Annotated in this window: 15 protein-coding genes; 10 read left to right on the top strand and 5 right to left on the bottom strand. The window is 40.1% G+C overall.

Annotation, left to right across the window (positions count from 1 at the left end; translation table 11 throughout):
- Window positions 1–69 precede the first annotated feature (69 nt).
- The 9 genes from sstT (at window position 70) to ACY3FQ_RS08635 (ending at window position 9,890) form a co-directional block, all read left to right on the top strand.
- Window positions 70–1,263, top strand: coding sequence for a serine/threonine transporter SstT (sstT, locus tag ACY3FQ_RS08595; protein WP_201703250.1), 1,194 nt, complete (start codon window positions 70–72; stop codon window positions 1,261–1,263).
- Window positions 1,264–1,302: 39 nt separating this feature from the next.
- The gene (locus ACY3FQ_RS08600) at window positions 1,303–1,971 is read left to right on the top strand and encodes a YoaK family protein (protein ID WP_004693233.1); all 669 of its coding nucleotides are present in this window, start codon (window positions 1,303–1,305) and stop codon (window positions 1,969–1,971) included.
- Between the two features lie 20 nt (window positions 1,972–1,991).
- A complete protein-coding gene (locus tag ACY3FQ_RS08605; protein ID WP_005399509.1) occupies window positions 1,992–2,528 on the top strand; it encodes a DUF2058 domain-containing protein in 537 nt (178 codons plus the stop codon).
- A 264-nt stretch (window positions 2,529–2,792) separates the two neighbouring features.
- Window positions 2,793–4,031, top strand: coding sequence for a mechanosensitive ion channel family protein (locus ACY3FQ_RS08610; protein WP_489773860.1), 1,239 nt, complete (start codon window positions 2,793–2,795; stop codon window positions 4,029–4,031).
- A 372-nt stretch (window positions 4,032–4,403) separates the two neighbouring features.
- The gene (locus tag ACY3FQ_RS08615) at window positions 4,404–4,586 is read left to right on the top strand and encodes a hypothetical protein (protein ID WP_335997085.1); all 183 of its coding nucleotides are present in this window, start codon (window positions 4,404–4,406) and stop codon (window positions 4,584–4,586) included.
- Between the two features lie 238 nt (window positions 4,587–4,824).
- Window positions 4,825–6,675: an ABC transporter ATP-binding protein gene (locus tag ACY3FQ_RS08620; protein WP_183176075.1), complete on the top strand. Its 1,851-nt coding sequence runs from the start codon at window positions 4,825–4,827 to the stop codon at window positions 6,673–6,675.
- 302 nt (window positions 6,676–6,977) lie between these two features.
- Complete coding sequence (locus tag ACY3FQ_RS08625) at window positions 6,978–8,006, top strand: AraC family transcriptional regulator (protein ID WP_004979806.1); 1,029 nt, start codon at window positions 6,978–6,980, stop codon at window positions 8,004–8,006.
- 71 nt (window positions 8,007–8,077) lie between these two features.
- Window positions 8,078–8,452: a glycine cleavage system protein GcvH gene (gene gcvH, locus ACY3FQ_RS08630; protein WP_419276109.1), complete on the top strand. Its 375-nt coding sequence runs from the start codon at window positions 8,078–8,080 to the stop codon at window positions 8,450–8,452.
- Between the two features lie 259 nt (window positions 8,453–8,711).
- Entirely contained in the window at window positions 8,712–9,890 is a 1,179-nt protein-coding gene (locus ACY3FQ_RS08635) for an MFS transporter (RefSeq protein WP_489773862.1), read from the top strand.
- Between the two features lie 47 nt (window positions 9,891–9,937).
- Here the strand turns inward: ACY3FQ_RS08635 and ACY3FQ_RS08640 are convergent, their stop codons facing one another.
- On the bottom strand, window positions 9,938–11,131 hold the full coding sequence (locus ACY3FQ_RS08640) for a PilT/PilU family type 4a pilus ATPase (RefSeq protein WP_279664445.1): 1,194 nt from the start codon (window positions 11,129–11,131) through the stop codon (window positions 9,938–9,940).
- A gap of 238 nt (window positions 11,132–11,369) precedes the next feature.
- Window positions 11,370–12,431: a 3-deoxy-7-phosphoheptulonate synthase gene (locus tag ACY3FQ_RS08645; RefSeq protein ID WP_489773863.1), complete on the bottom strand. Its 1,062-nt coding sequence runs from the start codon at window positions 12,429–12,431 to the stop codon at window positions 11,370–11,372.
- Between ACY3FQ_RS08645 and ACY3FQ_RS08650 the strand changes: the two genes are divergently transcribed.
- Window positions 12,410–12,523: a hypothetical protein gene (locus tag ACY3FQ_RS08650; RefSeq protein ID WP_157843581.1), complete on the top strand. Its 114-nt coding sequence runs from the start codon at window positions 12,410–12,412 to the stop codon at window positions 12,521–12,523. The two genes, ACY3FQ_RS08645 and ACY3FQ_RS08650, sit on opposite strands and share 22 nt — an antisense overlap.
- A gap of 391 nt (window positions 12,524–12,914) precedes the next feature.
- On the opposite strand, the gene ACY3FQ_RS08655 is transcribed toward ACY3FQ_RS08650, so the two are convergent.
- The 3 genes from ACY3FQ_RS08655 to ACY3FQ_RS08665 are packed head-to-tail and all read right to left on the bottom strand — an operon-like array spanning window position 12,915 to window position 15,013.
- Complete coding sequence (locus ACY3FQ_RS08655; RefSeq protein ID WP_279664449.1) at window positions 12,915–14,096, bottom strand: putative bifunctional diguanylate cyclase/phosphodiesterase; 1,182 nt, start codon at window positions 14,094–14,096, stop codon at window positions 12,915–12,917.
- A 5-nt stretch (window positions 14,097–14,101) separates the two neighbouring features.
- On the bottom strand, window positions 14,102–14,659 hold the full coding sequence (locus tag ACY3FQ_RS08660; protein WP_279664451.1) for a PAS domain-containing protein: 558 nt from the start codon (window positions 14,657–14,659) through the stop codon (window positions 14,102–14,104).
- A gap of 18 nt (window positions 14,660–14,677) precedes the next feature.
- Window positions 14,678–15,013: a hypothetical protein gene (locus ACY3FQ_RS08665; protein ID WP_279664454.1), complete on the bottom strand. Its 336-nt coding sequence runs from the start codon at window positions 15,011–15,013 to the stop codon at window positions 14,678–14,680.
- Window positions 15,014–15,023: the final 10 nt, after the last annotated feature.

Below are 15,023 nucleotides of genomic sequence, written 5' to 3' on the forward strand. Positions count from 1 at the left end.
GCAAATTAGGTATAAAATGGCGCACTTAAAATCCGTATTTTGTCCTCGTAATTTCAACAAGGCGCCTCTATGTTTTCTGTTTTAGCGCGAATGAGTCTAGTTACTCGAATTATTATTGCCATTATTTTGGGTATTGGTGTAGCCCTTGTTTTCCCAGGCGTTGCACCTTATTTGAGCCTGCTAGGCGACTTATTTATTAAAGCGTTAAAATCTGTCGCGCCTGTACTTGTATTTGTCTTGGTTCTTGCTTCTATTGCAAATTTTAAAGTAGGTCATAGTGCGAATCTACGTCCTATCATCATCATGTATGCCGTGGGTATGCTACTGGCTGCTTTTTCAGCAGTTGCTGTCAGCATCGCTTTCCCAAGTACGTTGTTCTTAAATTTACCTGCAAATACTGACTTACAACCACCAAGTAGCTTGATTGAAATCTTTAAGAACCTGCTGCTGAGCTTTATTGCTAACCCTGTAACTGCCATTAGTGAAGCAAACTTCATTGGTATTTTGGCGTGGGCTGTAGCCTTGGGTACTGCATTCCGTCATGCCAAAGACTCAACCAAAGACTTACTCAATGATACCGCACACGCAGTAAATAGCGTGATTCGTTTGGTGATTAACTTTGCGCCTATCGGTATTTTCGGTCTAGTGGCGGTAACCTTTGCAGAAACAGGTTTAAGCACATTAGCAAGCTATGCACACTTATTGGCGATCTTACTCGGCACAATGGCTTTCGTTGCCTTAGTCATCAACCCGCTTATGGTTGCAGTGGTAACACGTAGCAATCCATATCCTTTGGTATTTCAGTGTTTACGTGAAAGTGGTATCACTGCTTTCTTCACGCGTAGTTCTGCTGCGAACATTCCTGTGAACTTAGATCTTGCAAAACGTTTGGGTGTGGCTGAATCTACAGCGAGCGTTGCCATTCCACTGGGTGCGACCATTAACATGGCCGGCGCCTCAGTGACTATTACTGTGCTTACACTGGCAGCAGTCAATACGCTAGGTCTTAATGTTGACTTTACCACCATGATGATTTTATCTGTGCTTGCAACAGTTTCAGCTTGTGGTGCTTCTGGTGTTGCAGGTGGTTCTTTGTTGTTGATCCCTGTTGCGTGTGGACTGTTTGGTATTTCATCTGATATTTCAATGCAAGTGGTTGCAATTGGTATGGTGATTAGCGTACTACAAGACTCTACTGAAACCGCATTGAACTCATCAACTGACGTATTATTTACTGCAGCAGTTGACCGCGCTTCAAAATAATATATTGTAGAATCAGTATATTATTTCTTTTTTGAAGTTATGCCATTTCAACACTTACCACTTTGGATTCAACTGGGGGCATTCTTTCTTGCAGTCAATGCAGGAATGATTAATGTCTTAGGACTGGTGACTGTTTTACACCAGTCTGTTTCCCATATGACTGGTAATGTAAGTGTTTTGGCGATGTCGCTTGTACATTGGCAACCCGAAAGCATTTTATATTTGCTATTAGTAACTGTCTGCTATGTCATCGGTTCATTTTATAGCGGTGTAATTCTGGGAAATAGTCACTTTCGATTGGGACGCCGCTATGGCGTACCACTCACGTTAGTGGCTTTTTTTATTTTCCTATGTTGGTTCTTTCTGCCTTATTTTCCGCGCTATGCTTTACTCTGGGCCTGCGTCGCAATGGGTGTGCAAAATGCCATGGTGAGCCATTATAAAGGCACTATCATCCGCACCACACATTTATCGGGTGTTCTTACCGACCTCGGCTTAGCGCTTGGTTATCGTGTGCGCGGACTCGTGGTTGAGCGTCGGCGTGTAGTTTTACATCTTTTGATTTTAAGTGGCTTTTTGATCGGCGGACTCTGTGCAAGTTGGATGTATCCCTATTTAAAACTCAATTCTTTTTTAGTTCCAACAGCATTAAGCTTGATCCTTAGTGTTGTATATTGGATCATTTACTTTCGTTATCGTCGTTTTTAAACGCAGTTGTGGAATTCGCTATGGTAAAAAATGCATTACAGGCTCAGTTACTCAAAGCCGGTTTAGTTGACAACAAAAAGGCCAAAAAACTTTCTAAACAAGCAGTGCATGAGCAAAGAACAGGTCAAAGCAGTGAAGCTGAGATCAAGGCAAAAATTGCACAAGACAAACAGCAAAAACAGGCCAAAGATCAAGCCATCGAACTTGAGAAGAAAGCGATATTGCAAGAAAAAGAGCTCAAAGCGACGATCATTCAAATGATCACGCAGCATAAAATCCGGGATACCGATGGTGACGTGGCCTATCAGTTTATTGATGATGGCAAAATCAAAAAACAATATATCAATCAACAAATTTATAATGCCTTGGTTGCTGGTAGCCTCGTGATTGCACGTGATCATGAAAGTTATGCCTTCTTACCTAAAGCTTTAGCTGATCGCATTAATGCCAAACTTGAAGGCTTTATTATCGTAAATACCTCAGAGAAAAATGAGGCAGTCACCGATGAGGAAGATCCATACGCTGCGTACGTGATCCCTGATGATCTCATGTGGTAATTTGAACCATCAGAAGCTTCCATATAGGAAGCTTCTTTTTTCCTAGTTCATTATAAAACTAATTTACCATTTCATTGGCCTGACATATCCCGCGACCATCAACAATTTATACTTCACGACATCCAAATAATGACTTAAAAGCGGAATCTAAGAGAGTAAATAAACAAGTCGTTGATAACATGTATAAACTTAGTGACACAATTTGCTTAATTCATATAGCTGATTACACTATTTGCAGTGTTTTAATCAAAAGAAGATCGCATTTTGGATAATTTTCATTTCATACAGAGTTTAAAAGACTGGTCGGATCAGTATCCTTGGATCGAAATGTTGACAGGATTCTGCATACTCATTCTAGTGGCTATACTGGCGTATATTATTGCCAAGCATGTTGTCGTTCGTGGTATTCGGCATCTCATCACTAAGCTAAAATTTGCCAATCACGACATCATGTCGCAGCATAGTGTGATTCGTCGAATTGCGAACATTGTCCCAGCAATCGTCATTATGAATGGTATCGTTACCGTTCCTCACCTATCTACGAAAATGGTCACCTTTGTCCAAATGGCGGCACAGGCCTTTATTTTCTTAACCATTGCGCTGGCGATTGGTGAATTACTGAATATCTTCAATTTGGTTTATCAACGTAATCCAAAGTCTAGAAATAAGCCCATCAAAGGCTATTTACAGCTGATCAAACTCATTATTTTCATCGTTTGTGGCCTGATGATCTTAGGGACTTTCTTGAAGAAAGATGTCTTCACCTTGCTAGCGGGCTTTGGTGCAATGGCGGCAGTGCTGATGTTGGTCTTCCAAAACACCATTTTGTCTTTGGTGGCTTCTGTTCAGATTTCATCCTATGACATGGTCCGCATTGGAGATTGGATTGAAATGCCATCCCTGAATGCAGACGGTGATGTCATTGATATGTCATTACACACCATTACGGTACAGAACTTTGATAAAACCTTTACCACAATTCCAACCAACAAATTGGTCACTGATACTTTTAAAAACTGGCGGGGTATGTCACAGGCAGGCGTACGTCGTATCAAACGCTCACTTTATATTGACCAAAGTAGCGTTCACTTTATGTCTGAAGCAGAACAAAGCAAACTTAAAGAGTTTTTATTATTAGACCAATATCTAGATCACAAGAGTACAGAGCTGATTGAGTTTAATCAGAAATTGAGCAATACATCTCCTTGTAATCAGCGACGTTTAACCAATATTGGGACCTTCCGTGCGTATGTTGAGCTGTACCTTAATCAGCATCCGAACATTTCAAAACACCAATCTTTAATCGTACGTCAGTTACAACCGACTGAAAAAGGCTTGCCACTGGAAATTTATGCATTTAGCACTCAAATTGCATGGAAAGATTATGAAGCAATTCAGTCGGATATTTTCGATCATTTAATTGCCATTCTTCCCGAATTTGGTCTCAAAGTTTACCAAGCACCATCGGGATATGACATGCAAATCGCACTATCAAACTCGTAATTTTTTTCACTTTGGTATGCTAAAACTACTGCAGTTTTGGCATATCCAAAGTCTTAAAAATGCAAAATAAGCATTTTAATATATATTCAAAACCACCTAATTAATAATAACAATTATGAAAATACATAGCATTAGACTTCTTGCGTTAGTCAAAATTTAAACAGCCCAAAGCTACATTTTATAAGGTTTTAGCCAATTCAAAAATTAGGTAAAACGATACTTTCGCAAGAGGTTTATTAGTTCTGAAGTAAATAAGTTATTTATGATGTGTATTATGTAAGTTAATTATGTGAAATATACTTCAATATCACAATACCAACCTTTTCTTTCATTAAATTAGCCACTCCACCTCTCTTTATAAGACTTTCTAAAATGAATACTTTAAATAAATCTTTATGTGCTGCCCTTTTAGCTGTCGCAGCGACATCTTCTTTTGCAGCAGAAACTCAAGCTGTAGAAACCACTCAAGCTGCTGTTGCAACTGAAAATGCAGCACCTGCTTCAGAAGCTGCTGCAGCTGATGCGGTTGCGACATCAGAAGCTCAAGCAAACTAATGCTTTAAGCATCCTGGGGGATTCATTTGGTTGAATTCCCTTTTATCACTCTTCTCTATATCAGACTTTTATATCTATTCATCTACATTTCTTGCTATCAATACTGCTACAACATCGTTTAGTCTCTCGCAATTTACACAGACCACTGAGGTCTTTTCATGCTAAAATTTTCAAATTCTGCTTATTTATAAAACAAGTCGTTACCTCATAAATGGCTTATTTTTAGAAGGTTTTATTCATGTTCAAATGGTTTGAAAAACGTGTTGATCCCTATCCAGAAGAAGGTTTAAACCAACCTTTACCGACTACGTTCTTTCCGTTTGTATGGCAAGCCGCTAAAGGTGTGCGTGGCTATTTGCTGATCTTGGTTTTATTCACGGCTGGGGCTGCCAGCTTTGAAGCTTTGTTCTACGCCAAAATTGGTGACTTAGTGAATTGGCTCAGTAAAAGCCAGCCAGAAACATTTTTAGCGGAACATGGTTCAAACTTAGTCCTTCTATTCTGTATTTTATTGGCCAATATTTTATTTGCCAGTTTACAGTCGATTATTAAACACCAAATATTATTTAGCACTTTTCCTATGCGCCTGCGCTGGCGCTTTCATAATTTGCTGTTGAAGCAAAGTCTCGACTTTTTTCACAATGATTTTGCAGGACGACTCTCCGCAAAAGTCATGCAAACTGCACTGGCAATCCGTGAGTTCTGGGTTATTTTGGGTGACATGTTGGCTTATGTGCTAATTTATTTTGTCACGGTCAATTTGGTACTTGCCGCTATTTCCCCACTCCTAATATTGCCTTTACTGGTCTGGTTGGCGTTGTTTATCTGCGCAGCATATTACTTCATCCCACGTTTGAGCAAAGTTTCAAATGAACAGGCTGATGCCAGAGCTGTGATGACTGGCCGTGTTACCGATGCCTATACCAATATTCAAACAGTGAAACTTTTTGCCCATGCAGGACGTGAAAGTTTATATGCCAAAGCCTCGATGCAAGAGTTCATGGTCACCGTCTATAAACAAATGCGTTTAGGTGCTAAATATGAAATCAGCATCCTGTTTTTAAACATAGTGCTTTACGCGGGTGTACTGGGCACTGCGGTTTGGTTATGGATGAATGGGCGAGTTGAACTTGGTGTTATTGCTGCTGCAACGGCTATGATTTTAAAACTGAGCAGTATCGCTGAATTTATCATGTGGCAAACCTCAGCACTTTTTGAAAGTGTCGGTACCATTCAAGATGGCATGAAAACTTTAGGTCGTTCGATCACGATTCAAGACAAACCTAATGCCAAAGACCTTGAGGTTAAACAAGGTGTGATTGAATTTAAAGACGTAACTTTTGCGTACAACAGTAAAAATGTCATCGACAATTTAAACCTACGCATCCGAGCTGGTGAAAAAATTGGGATCGTGGGTCGCTCTGGTGCAGGGAAATCAACACTGATTCAACTATTACTGCATTTTTATCAATTGAAACAGGGTGAAATTTTAATTGATGGACAGAATATCGAAGATGTCACCCAAGACAGCTTACGTCGTAATATTGCCTTAGTGACTCAAGACACCTCCTTGCTACACCGCAGTGTTGCAGAAAATATTAAATATGGCCGTCCAAATGCCAGTGATGAAGAAATGTATGCTGCAGTACGTAAAGCCAAAGCCGAAGAGTTTATTCCTCAGCTGACTGACTTACGTGGTAAATCAGGTTATGAAGCCTATGTTGGTGAGCGTGGAGTGAAACTTTCAGGTGGCCAACGCCAGCGTATCGCGATTGCTCGTGTGTTCTTGAAAGATGCACCAATCTTAATTTTAGATGAAGCCACCAGTGCCCTAGACTCAGAAGTTGAAGCTGCAATTCAATCTAGTCTTGATGACTTAATGCAAGATAAAACGGTGATTGCGATTGCACACCGTCTTTCAACCATTGCTCAAATGGATCGTTTGATCGTGCTTGATGAAGGTCGTATTGCAGAACAAGGGACACATGAAGAACTGATTCAGAAAAATGGTATCTATGCGCACCTTTGGCAGCGTCAAACAGGTGGATTTTTAACGGAACAACATCCGATTAAAAAGAAAGAAGCCTAATTTTACTTTCCATCCTCAGCACGCTTAGATCATCATCTCAATGATTTAACCGTGCTGATTTTGAAAAGATTTTACTTAACTTTTAGCATCATTTGCTGAGCCTTTATTTTTATCGAGAGTCTTATATTTTTGCTCAGAAATTTATGATATTTATAATATCGTTCCACTAAATCAGAAATGAAAAGGATACTGAATTGATATAGGCTCGGAGTATATTGTCCAACAATATGCTCCATGAATTTGAAATATTCATGCCAATATAACTTCAGTCAGAAAAGAAAGAAAAATGCAATGGATCGCGCATGAAAACAGTTTCACTTCGCCAAGATCAAGGAATTCCTGGTGTTTATGGCTTATTGTTGTTAGATGTTGTGTCTCGTTGGGGCTATAACGCAGAGACCCTATTTTCCCCTTTTCAACTCACGAGCGAACAACTCGCAGAGCCTGACTTTCGCATACCTGTTCATACTGCCAATGAACTTGTGAAGTTGGCCAGCCGTCTCACTGGTGAGCCCACGCTTGGCTACCATCTAGGCACGCAAATGCGTATTTCAATTCATGGCTTCATTGGCTATGCCATTATGACAACTCATGATATTGGCGAAGCTTTGGTACTTGCTAACCGTTTTATTCAACTGCGCATGCCTTTTTTGCAGCTTTTCTTTTCCACCTTTGGCGAAAAAGCGACTTTACAATTACGCTGTGATGTCGATATAGAACCGTTGCGTACCGATATTGCGATCAGTATTATTTTTGGCATTGTTTCTATGAGTAAGGCGCTCACTGGCATTGAAAATCTGGCTGGGGAAATTGATTTCGATTTTCCAGAACCTGAAGGCTTTGATCGCTATCGTGCAAAGCTGCCTAATCATAGTGTTCGCTTTGATCAACCACATTTACTTTTGAGTTTTGATAAGCATTATCTCGGCTTTAAAATGGTCAATGCTGACCCACTTGCAAGCCAAATAGCCATTAATCAATGTGAAGCTGAGCTCTCAGCCATGGGCGAACGCCGAAGATTATCGATGCGTGTACGTGACATTTTGACGCGCTCAGAACAACACTATTTAAGCATCGAGCATGTGGCTGACCTCTTACACATGTCTGATCGAACACTGAAGCGCCAATTGGCTGCTGAAAGCACGTCTTTTTCAACCATTGTGGATGAAGTGCGTTACCGTCATGCCACGTCACTTTTGTCACGTACAGACTATAGCTTAGAGCAAATCGCGGATGAACTGGGATATAGTGATGTGGCAAATTTCAGCCGAGCATTTAAGCGTTGGAGTGGACGCAGCCCGAGTAATTGGCGTAAAGATCCGTATTTATAGATCTTTTGTTTTGATAAAAAATCATGTATAAATCATGCGAAAAATTATTTTTGTATTTTAAGGAGTTATTCATGAATCATCCTTCAGAATTGAAGTATGCGAGTACACATGAATGGGTGCGTATTGAAGGTGATCTTGTTGTAACTGGTATTTCAGACCATGCACAGGATGCTTTAGGCGATTTAGTCTATGTTGAAACACCAGAAATTGGTCAACAAATCACTGCGGGCGAACAAGCGGGTGTGGTTGAATCTGTAAAAACAGCTTCTGATATTCATGCACCAGTTTCTGGCACCGTGGTAGAAATCAATGCCAATCTGGAAGATGATCCTGACTTCGTCAATGATGACCCCTACGGCAAAGGTTGGATTTATAAAATCAAACCAGACAATATCGCAGATGTAGAACAACTCCTTTCAAGCACAGCCTATGAAGCGGGTCTATAAGCCTAGTATTCATATTTACGGCTCAAAAAATCAGTCTACGGACTGGTTTTTTACATCTATCCTCTTATTTTGATAAATTAAATCAATATTTATAAATTTATCTCGCTTAAACACCAGTATTTATTACTATAATTATACTTTTCACGTGCATTATCTTATAATTTGATTGTTCTAATTTCACAGCCGTGACCTAGCTTCTGCATAAAATAATAACAACAGTTTACGTCCTGTAGCCTCATCTTCGAGCCAAGGGTTCTGCATGTCTGCTCTCAATACATCATCACTATGGAATAAGTCTTTTATTCTTTGCTTAGCGAACAATCTGTTTTTGTTCATCTTTTACTTTGCACAGACCTCAATCCTCCCAATCTATATTTTGAATGATTTGGGTGGAAGCCTTGCACAAGCAGGCTTAGCCATGACTTTGTTCATGGCATCGTCTATCGCAGTTCGTCCTTTTAGCGGACTCATTATTGAAAAATTTGGCAATAAGAAAACGCTTTTTATCGCGGAAGCCCTATTTTGTTTGTTTTCCTTGGCCTATTTATTTGCTGATAATTTACAACTGTTGTTACTGATTCGTTTTCTACATGGCATTTGGTTCAGTATAGTCACTACAGTTGCCGTACCTATCGTCAATGAGTTTATTCCAGAAAAACGTAAAGGCGAAGGCATGGGCTATTTTGTCATGTCGATTAATCTGGGGATTGTACTTGGGCCATTCCTCGGTTTAACCCTGATCCAGTCTGTATCCTATCCAATGGTCGCAGGGATTTTAGCGTTTAGTGTCTGTCTCGGTTTCTTGTTTTGCTTCTTTATCCCAATTCAGCAGACCACTCAAAAATTGACACCCGCCGTGAAGCGCAAGCTCAGTATCCATGACTTTGTTGAAACTAAAGCCTTGAATATTTCAATTATGGGCATGATCGTTTCTTTTTCCTATGCCAGTATCATGTCGTTCATTTCAACTTATGCAGAGTCTAAACATCTACTGAACTACGCGAGCTTGTTTTTTATTGTCTTTGCGATTTCCATGATGAGTCTACGCCCAATTACAGGCAAAATTTATGACCGTCGCGGAGCGAGCTATGTGATTTACCCAGCGATTATATTATTTAGCTTGGGGCTTATGATTCTCAGTCAGATTCAATCTCTGACGGGTTTATTGGTTGCGGCAGTATGCGTTGGCATGGGCTTTGGTTCTGCACAGCCTTGTCTACAAACTTTAGCTATTCAAGGTGCGGAAAAGCATCGGATTGGCCATGCGACCTCCACGTTCTTTACCATGTATGACTTAGGTATTGCTCTTGGCTCTGTATTGTTGGGTCTACTCATTTCTAAGCAAGGTTATAGCTTCACCTATTTATTCTGTGCACTGACTACCATTTTAAGTTTATTGTTCTATGCCGTTATCGCAAATAGAAAGAAAATCGCTTAAAACATCAGTCCGTATGCGCATAGCAATGAACATACGGACTCAGAAAATTAGGCATCGGCCTTCTCTTCTTCAGCGTCTTTGGCTTTTTCAGCAACCGCTTGATCAAAAGACAAAGCACTATTTGAGTTTAACTGCGGGTTGGCACGACTACTCTTTAATTTAATCTGTAGACGTAATTCATTGACCGAGTCTGCATTTCGTAGCGCCTCTTCATAAGCGATTGCACCTTGATTGTATAAATCAAACAAAGCCTGATCAAAAGTTTGCATGCCTAACTCTCGCGACTTCGACATCACTTCTTTGAGTTCGTGGAAATTCCCTTTAAGTATCAAGTCTGACATCAACGGCGTATTGAGCATGATTTCCACTGCTACTCGGCGGCCACAGCCATCTTCAGTTCGTACCAAGCGCTGTGAAATAATCGCCTTCATATTAGAAGATAAGTCCATCAAAAGTTGATTACGACGTTCGTCTGGGAAAAAGTTAATAATACGATCTAAAGCCTGATTTGCATTATTGGCATGCAATGTTCCTAGGCATAAGTGACCTGTTTCTGCAAAAGCTATGGCATGCTCCATAGTCTCCGTGTCACGAATCTCACCAATTAAAATGACATCGGGTGCTTGGCGCAAATTATTTTTCAAAGCATTATGCCAAGAATGACAGTCCACACCCACTTCCCGATGAGTAATCATCGATTTCTTATGTTTATGTACATACTCCACAGGGTCTTCAACCGTAATAATGTGCCCTGCCGAGTTTTCATTTCGATGATCAATCATGGCTGCCAAAGACGTCGATTTACCCGACCCTGTACCCCCAACTACCAATACTAAACCACGTTTTTCCATAATCACGTCTTTTAAAGACGTTGGAAGTTGTAACTTAGTAAAGTTAGGAATTTCCGCTGTAATCGTACGAATCACCATCCCCACATGCAGTTGCTGCTGAAAAACATTGACACGAAAACGCGAAACATTGGGAACGCTAATTGCAAAATTACACTCAAGCTCGGTTTCGAACTCCAATCGTTGCTTTTCGTTCATTAAACTATAAGCAAAGAGTTTGGTCTGATCAGATGGCAAATTTTGTTGACCCAATGGCTTCATAAGGCCCTGATGCTTAATACTTGGCGGAAAGTCTGCAGATATAAATAAGTCTGAACCACCATACTCAACCACTTTGCTGAGCATGTGAAACATCATCCGACGGGCTTCTTCTAAAAGTTCTGCAGAATACATAGTGTTCTCTAAAAACTAGTGCAAATAGCTGACTTTAAAAAGCATTTCTTTTATTCAAAATACAATTTTTTATCGTGTTCTTTCAGGCTTCTGATTTTGCATAAGTTTCTGCTCTAGCTCAACCTAATTTATCGTTTGATAAATAACTTTTAGCTTATTTTTCAATTTATTATCTTCATTTATTGAACTACATCACAAAAAAAGACCTTTCAATAAAAGGTCTTTTTGGCTGCGTTGATTAAGCACTACGCTGAACAGCGTGGCTGCGTAATGTGTCGGCAACCTCTAAAAGGACTTGCTCGGTTTTTTCCCAGCCTAAACAGCCATCGGTAACAGACTGACCATAGACCATGTCATCTGAAATTTTCTGATTACCATCAGCCAAGTGACTTTCAAGCATGACACCACACACATTGCTTTGCGTGCGTTCTGCAACAATGCTACGCAATACATTAGGTTGATTGAGTGGATTTTTACTACTGTTACCATGACTACAGTCAATCACCAAAGCAGGTAATTTACCTTTGACTTTATCTTGCATATGACGAATATCGGCTAAAGCATAGTTAGGCCCCGAGTTTGCACCACGTAAAATCAAGTGTGGCTTCGGATTTCCTTGGGACTGAAGCATACATGCCATGCCTTGCTGCCCAATTCCCATGAACTGGTGAGGGTTTGATGCAGACTGAATCGCATCCAGTGCAATTTGAATTGAACCATCTGTGCCATTTTTGAAACCAATGCTGAACGGCATATGACTCGAAATTTCACGGTGAATCTGCGACTCGCTAGTACGCGCACCAATGGCTCCCCACGCCAACAAATCATCGAAATAAGCAGTCGCCATCGGGCTTAAAATTTCTGTAGCAATCGGCAAACCCATTTCAATAATCGCTAAATACAATGCTCGAGACTGCTCTAATCCCAACTGCATATTGGAAGATCCATCAAGTAAAGGATCGTATAAAAAACCTTTCCAGCCCACCGTAGTCCGTGGTTTTTCAATATAAGCACGCATCACGAAGAAAATCTGATCTGAAACTTTGGTTTGTAATTGTTTTAACTTTTCAGCGTATTCTAAAACCGCAATAGGGTCGTGAATGGAACACGGGCCAGTAATGACCATTAAACGATGATCTTTGCCTTCTAATATATTTTGAATGGTTTGACGCTGTTCAGCAATTTGTAGTTTTAATGGCGTTGAAAGTGGCAACTGCGCTTTGAGTTGCTGCGGCAAACTTAAAAGTGTTTCTTGAACTGTCGTTTGAGTACTTTGTAGTGCAGTATTTAGAGCATTCATTGGTTTGTATCCTTTGGACTGTGGTCTTCAGTCCGATCTTTTATTTGAGCGTTATGGGTCTAATGGATTGCTGGGCTAAAGTCATAAATTGACTAAAGTAAAACCAATAAAAGTTGCTAAAGTATGAATAATTAGTTGTTTTCATGAAGTACTCCAAAATTTATTAAAACAGCAGATATAAAAAAACCTGATCAGGGTTGCCGATCAGGTATTAACTAGGTGGGCAACCTTTTGATGCCCGAACGCGTTCAGGCAATTATCTAAATTGCCAAAAGTAATAATTTGCGTTAGAGGTTACAGGTTGCTTTAACATTTTTATATCTTCAAAAATATGTTATCTGAAATTTAAAATACGCTGATTTTTTGGCTTTGACAACACTTTTTTATGCAAAAAGTCAGTTCTATCCCGTTTAAGCCACTGCCTTCGCCTTTAATTCAATGGCATAATCATGTTTGAGTTCATGAGAACAGTCGCTATGAAGCCTAGTGTAGTTTTAGCAACTGCATTTCTGCCTGCTGAGCACAAACAGGCGGACTAAACAGATAACCTTGCCCAATATGACAGCCCATATCTCTTAAAAGCTGCAATTGCGTTTCAGTTTCAATCCCTTCAGCTACGATATCCATTGATAAAATCGGGCCAAGTTTGGCTAACCCTTCGACAATGGCATAAATCGATTTATCATCACTTAAACGCTGTACAAAAGAGCAGTCAACTTTAATAATATCAACGGGATAGTCACGTAAATGAGTAAGAGAGGAATGCCCTGTACCAAAATCATCCAGTGCTATTCGCACACCATTTGCTTTGAGTTTTTTTAAGGCTCGAACCACGTATTCATAGCCGCGTTCAGCCAAATGATATTCAGTAACCTCAATTTCAACAAATTTCGAGGGGATGCGGTAGGCTTTGAGACGTTTTAAAAAGATCTCTGCAAAATTATCACGCATAAACTCAACAGGTGCTGCATTAATTGAAATAGGTACAACTTGTAAGCCTTTTGCCCGCCATTCAGTAATTTTTTTAAAAACCTGATGCTGCATAATCTCACCAATACGGCTGGATAACTCATAATCATTAAAGGCTGCTGCAATTCGTGCAGGACTTTGAATGTTATTCTGATCATCACGCCAACGTAAGAGCGCTTCATAACCGATAATTCTTTCTGAATCTAAACACACTTTCGGTTGAAAGAAAGCCTCGATGGCAACATTACGAATAATTTGATGCGCACAATTAAGTTGTTCAGATTGCTCCCGTACCGCATTAAACATATCCTGATCAAACATGCGCATACCACCGCGGCCCTGTGCTTTAACATCATTCAGTGCTGTATCGGCACACTTGAGTAGCTCACTGAGGTCATTGGCATCATCTGGATAGAGGCCACATCCAATACTCATGCCACCATTGATGTAGTTCCCCGAAAATGTGATGGGAATCTCGAGTTGTTGCAAAATCTGCTGGGCAATTTGATTGAGCTCACCTATATCCTGCACATTCGGAATAATCACACCAAACTCATCCCCACCAAGACGTGCCAAGAAAGCACGCCCTTCTAAAATTTGTTTTAAACGTTTCGATAAAATTCTTAAAAGGTGGTCACCTGCGGCATAACCGAGTGTGTCATTAATGGTTTTAAAGTGATCTAAATCCATCAACATGACGGCTAACTTTTGTTTTTATCACGTGCACTACTATACAGTTTTCTGATTTTTTCTTTAAACGCACGTCGGTTATTTAAACCGGTTAACTCATCACGTTCACTGCCTTGTTTTAATTTTTGTTCGGTGAGATATTGCAGCGTGATATCACGTGAAACACATAAAATACTCTGGGTCTCTCCGTCAACATCAAGTACAGGTGTCAGAACATTTTCCCAATAATAAACTTTTCCGACCGATAAACTCATGCCATTAAAACGGGAAATTTGGCCTTGGCCTGCATCATATAATGCTTTTTTGGCTTTTTTACGCACCGCAGGAGGCAAAAGTTCGACCCAAGACATACCAAAGTCCTTAACATCTGCACTTCCCAATAACATGACACATGCCGACTTATTCATATGTGTGACCGTGCCATCTGGCTCAACCACAATAATGCAGTCTACGCTGGCATTTAACATATCCGAATGCGCACGTAACAGCGCCAAAGACTCGATATAAATTTTCATGCCCTGATGAATATCAGTGCAACTCAGCTGAAATCCAGCGGTAGAGCGATCCATTTCACCTTGGACTAAGAATCAATGATACTGGCCCTGATGATTACGAATACGGCAGGTTTTTTCAAATGTGAGCTCGGCAATTATCGGTTGATGCAAAAATTCATCTAATGCTGGCGCATCTTCTAGATGAATATATTCGACCAAATTGAAGCTATCTGCGGATAAATCCATTCCTCCCACATACTGACGTAAGGGTAAATTTATATATTTGCAGAGGTCATTATGAATCCAAAAAAGCTGAGGAATAATATCAATCAGATGGTGGTCTTTTTTTGAAGTAGAACTCTTTCCTGCCTGTTGATCATAAGCAATATTTTTAGATTTATTCTTAGGCTGTGAATGGGTTCGAGACATAATAATTATC

The organism is Acinetobacter sp. AB03, assembly GCF_058107045.1.

Excerpts from the sequence above, each read along its gene's own strand:
- sstT (WP_201703250.1), top strand. The coding sequence starts at position 70 with ATGTTTTCTGTTTTAGCGCGAATGAGTCTAGTTACTCGAATTATTATT.
- ACY3FQ_RS08600 (WP_004693233.1), top strand. The coding sequence starts at position 1,303 with ATGCCATTTCAACACTTACCACTTTGGATTCAACTGGGGGCATTCTTT.
- ACY3FQ_RS08605 (WP_005399509.1), top strand. The coding sequence starts at position 1,992 with ATGGTAAAAAATGCATTACAGGCTCAGTTACTCAAAGCCGGTTTAGTT.
- ACY3FQ_RS08615 (WP_335997085.1), top strand. The coding sequence starts at position 4,404 with ATGAATACTTTAAATAAATCTTTATGTGCTGCCCTTTTAGCTGTCGCA.
- ACY3FQ_RS08620 (WP_183176075.1), top strand. The coding sequence starts at position 4,825 with ATGTTCAAATGGTTTGAAAAACGTGTTGATCCCTATCCAGAAGAAGGT.
- ACY3FQ_RS08625 (WP_004979806.1), top strand. The coding sequence starts at position 6,978 with ATGAAAACAGTTTCACTTCGCCAAGATCAAGGAATTCCTGGTGTTTAT.
- gcvH (WP_419276109.1), top strand. The coding sequence starts at position 8,078 with ATGAATCATCCTTCAGAATTGAAGTATGCGAGTACACATGAATGGGTG.
- ACY3FQ_RS08635 (WP_489773862.1), top strand. The coding sequence starts at position 8,712 with ATGTCTGCTCTCAATACATCATCACTATGGAATAAGTCTTTTATTCTT.
- ACY3FQ_RS08640 (WP_279664445.1), bottom strand. The coding sequence starts at position 11,131 with ATGTATTCTGCAGAACTTTTAGAAGAAGCCCGTCGGATGATGTTTCAC.
- ACY3FQ_RS08645 (WP_489773863.1), bottom strand. The coding sequence starts at position 12,431 with ATGAATGCTCTAAATACTGCACTACAAAGTACTCAAACGACAGTTCAA.
- ACY3FQ_RS08655 (WP_279664449.1), bottom strand. The coding sequence starts at position 14,096 with ATGTTGATGGATTTAGATCACTTTAAAACCATTAATGACACACTCGGT.
- ACY3FQ_RS08660 (WP_279664451.1), bottom strand. The coding sequence starts at position 14,659 with ATGGATCGCTCTACCGCTGGATTTCAGCTGAGTTGCACTGATATTCAT.
- ACY3FQ_RS08665 (WP_279664454.1), bottom strand. The coding sequence starts at position 15,013 with ATGTCTCGAACCCATTCACAGCCTAAGAATAAATCTAAAAATATTGCT.